This window comes from Streptomyces sp. rh34, assembly GCF_002551245.1.
Lineage (GTDB): Bacteria > Actinomycetota > Actinomycetes > Streptomycetales > Streptomycetaceae > Streptomyces.
On sequence record NZ_NTGZ01000444.1, the window covers coordinates 1 to 3075 of the forward strand.

At 74.8% G+C, this 3075-nt stretch carries 2 protein-coding genes; both read right to left on the bottom strand.

Going from position 1 to position 3075, the window contains the following annotated elements; all coding sequences use genetic code 11:
* Positions 1 to 1499 (bottom strand): class III lanthionine synthetase LanKC (gene lanKC / locus CR470_RS36945; RefSeq protein WP_179892506.1); only part of this gene is annotated, 1499 nt, incomplete at its 3' end.
* 11 nt (positions 1500 to 1510) lie between these two features.
* Positions 1511 to 2905 carry an MFS transporter gene (locus CR470_RS36950; RefSeq protein ID WP_097872076.1) on the bottom strand — a complete coding sequence of 465 codons (1395 nt, stop codon included), beginning with the start codon at positions 2903 to 2905 and terminating at the stop codon, positions 1511 to 1513.
* Between the last annotated feature and the right edge of the window lie 170 nt (positions 2906 to 3075).

The following is a 3075-nucleotide window of genomic DNA, read 5'->3' on the forward strand; positions in this document are numbered from 1 at the left end:
GCCATCAGAGGTGTGTATAAGAGACAGACCCAGTCGGGGGCGGGGCCGTCGAGCAGGGCCGCGATCTCGCGCTCCCGGCCGTCCTCCACGGTCCGCAGGGCCGCGGGGCGGCGGGGCCCGGCGCCGGCCGCCAGGCCGTACCTGCGCCGCGCCCAGCGTTCCAGGGTCAGGGCCTTGGCCCGGTCGTGCCCGGCCATCTCCATGAGGGGCATCAGCATGGAGAGCCAGGTCGCCCAGAGCGCGTAGGCGTCGGCCTCCTCGCCGGAGGCCCCGGCGGGCGCCTGGAGGCCCGGCGCACCCGCCGTCGGGGTCTCCCGGTCGTCGAGACCGGTGGCGTACTCGAAGTCGATGAGGGCGACGCGGCCGTCGGGGCGGACGATGATGTTGTTGGGGTGCAGGTCGCCGAAGCGCAGGCCGCGCCCGTGCACGGCCGCGAGCGCCCGCGTGAGCTGTTCGGTCACGGAGTCCACCCACGCGGTGTACGGGGCGAGTTCGGCGGCCGTGCCCGCCCCGCGGACGAGGGCGAAGCGGGCGACGATCTCCTCCAGGAGGGTGGTCCCCTCGATGTGCTCCTCGATCAGGAAGTGGTGCTCCCACACGGTCGTCACGCCGTGCACCCTCGGTACGCAGTCCAGTCCGGCCAGCGCGGTCAGGGCCCGGTGTTCGCGGTGCAGCCGCGTCACCGCGTCGTCGCCGGCCCCGTCGAGCCCGCAGTGCGGCCGGGCCTCGCGGAGCACCACCTGCCGGCCGGTGTCCCGGTGCCGGGCCAGGTAGATCCCGCCCGCGTTGGAGAACTGGAGGGCCGAGAGGACGGTGTAGGGGAAGGCGGCGTCCCCGGCGGCCGCGCGGGCCGCCAGGTGCGGGCGCAGCGCCCCGGGGACGGTGACCCACGGCGGCACCCGGAACACCACCCCGCGCTCGTCGGGCACCAGTTCGCCCGAGGGGTGGCGCAGGGCGGGGACGCGTTCGCCGTTCGCGTCGCGGCACCAGCGGGCGGTGAACGCCCCGTACCGGACGTGCACCGGGGTGTCGCCGATCCGGAGGTCGCTGAGGATGTACGGGCCGCGCCGTCCGGCGAGGACGCGGGTCAGCTCGTCCAGGACCCGCAGGAAGACGGTCTCGTCCGGCGGGTAGAGCGTGAGGAACTTCCCCGCGCCGGAGCGGGACATGTACTTGCCGGACATCAGCAGGAGCGCCTGCTCGCTGCGGAGGAACTTGAACGGCACCCTGTGGGAGAGGCAGACGCCGGTGGTGTCGCGCAGGGTCGCCTCCGCCTCCTCCGGGACGGTGGAGACATGGATCTTCCACCCCTGCTCGGCCGGTTCACCGTGTTCGGGCAGCATCGAGGTCCACAGCCCGCCCGGGGTCCGGCGCCAGCCCTCGGGGGGCGGGGCGATGTCCAGCGGGTAGCGGGTCTCCTCGTCCCGCAGCCGGGCCGGGGTGTCGTAGTACGTACGGTCGGCGAGGCAGTAGAGCTGGGTCTGCTGCGGTCCGGGCACGGCGGTCCTCCTCAGAGTGCGCCGGGACGACCGGCGGTGTCGGGGGCGGGTCGGGCCGGGGCTTCCTCCACGGCGGTCCCCTGGTGGGTACGGGCGGCCCCGGCCGGTTCGGGAGCGGGTTCCCCGGGTGTCCGCGTTCCGGTGGGCGTCCGCGTACCGTCGGGCGCCTGCGTACCGTCAGCCGTCCGCGTACCGTCGGGCGCCGGGACCGCACCGGCCCGGACGGAGGGGGCGAACGTCACCACGGCCGCCGAGACGGCCAGCACGCACCCGGTCACCCCGAAGGCCGCGCGGCTGCCCAGGGCGGTCAGCAGGGCGCCGCCCGCGAGCGGCCCGAACGGCTGGACGACGGAGGACAGGAAGCTCGCCGCGCTCTGCACCCGGCCGAGCCGGTCCTCCGGGGTGACGACCAGCAGCGTCGAGAGGAAGCCGATGCTGGCGATCGTCGACAGGCACATGCAGAGCGCGCACAACAGGCCGGCCAGCAGGGGGCTGCTGAGCCAGGCCAGCGCGGCGGCCGTCCCGACACAGCTCCAGCAGGTGATGACGATGAGCGTCCGGACGTGGCGGTCGGGTGCGAGCCGGGGCGCGAGCAGCGCGCCGACGAGGGCGCCCGCCGAGACGCAGGTGATGACGAAGCCGCCGCCGAGGCCGGAGCGCCCGCCCCCGGAGAAGACGGCGAGCGCGGTGAAGGTGAGGGCGCCGAACGCGAAGTTCATGCCCAGGCCGAAGACGAGCAGCACCGTGCGCAGGTAGGGCAGTTGCCACAGGAAGGTGAGGCCGGCGGTGAGTTCCCGGCGGCTGAACACCGAACCGGCCTTGGTCCTGGCCTCCGAGCGGGTCCGCACGAGGGCCACGCAGACCGTCGAGAGGAACAGCCCGAGGAACTGGGCGGTGAAGGGCAGGGCTTCGTGCACGCCGAACAACGCACCGCCGACGAGCGGGCCGACCAGCCGGACGGTGGAGGTACGCGCCTGGAGGCGTGCGGTCGCCGTGCCCATCTGGTCCGGCGGGACGACCGCGCGCATCAGGCCGAAGGCGGCGGGCGCGTAGACGCTGTTCAGCACGGCGCCGGCGGTCGCGACCAGCAGGACGAGCGGCATCGGGGCGCTCCCGTTCCACACGGCGACGGCCAGGGCGGTGACCGCGGCCAGGCTCCCCACGTCGCACAGCCGCATCAGGCGGCGGCGTTCGACCCGGTCGGCCATGACCCCGCCCGGCAACATCGTGATCAGCACGGCGCAGACGGACACCGTCCCCACGAGGCCGGCCTGCACGGCGGAGCCGGTCTCCTTGAGGATGAGCAGGGGCAGTGCGAGGGCGCCCATCTGGCTGCCCAGAACGGCGAAGAGGCCGCTCATCCAGAGCAGCCGGAAATCCCGGTTGGAGCGGAGCGACGTGGCCATCGGAGGGCTCCCGGAGATCGTCGGGCAGGGCGGTGTGAGAGACGTGCGTCCGCTGCGCGGAGGCGGGTCACGTGACGGGAGGGGCCGGACCCGCGGCGGGGCGGGGCAGGACGGGCCGGACCCGCGGCGAGGCGGGGCGGGGCAGGAGCCGCGACAGGACGGGCCGGACC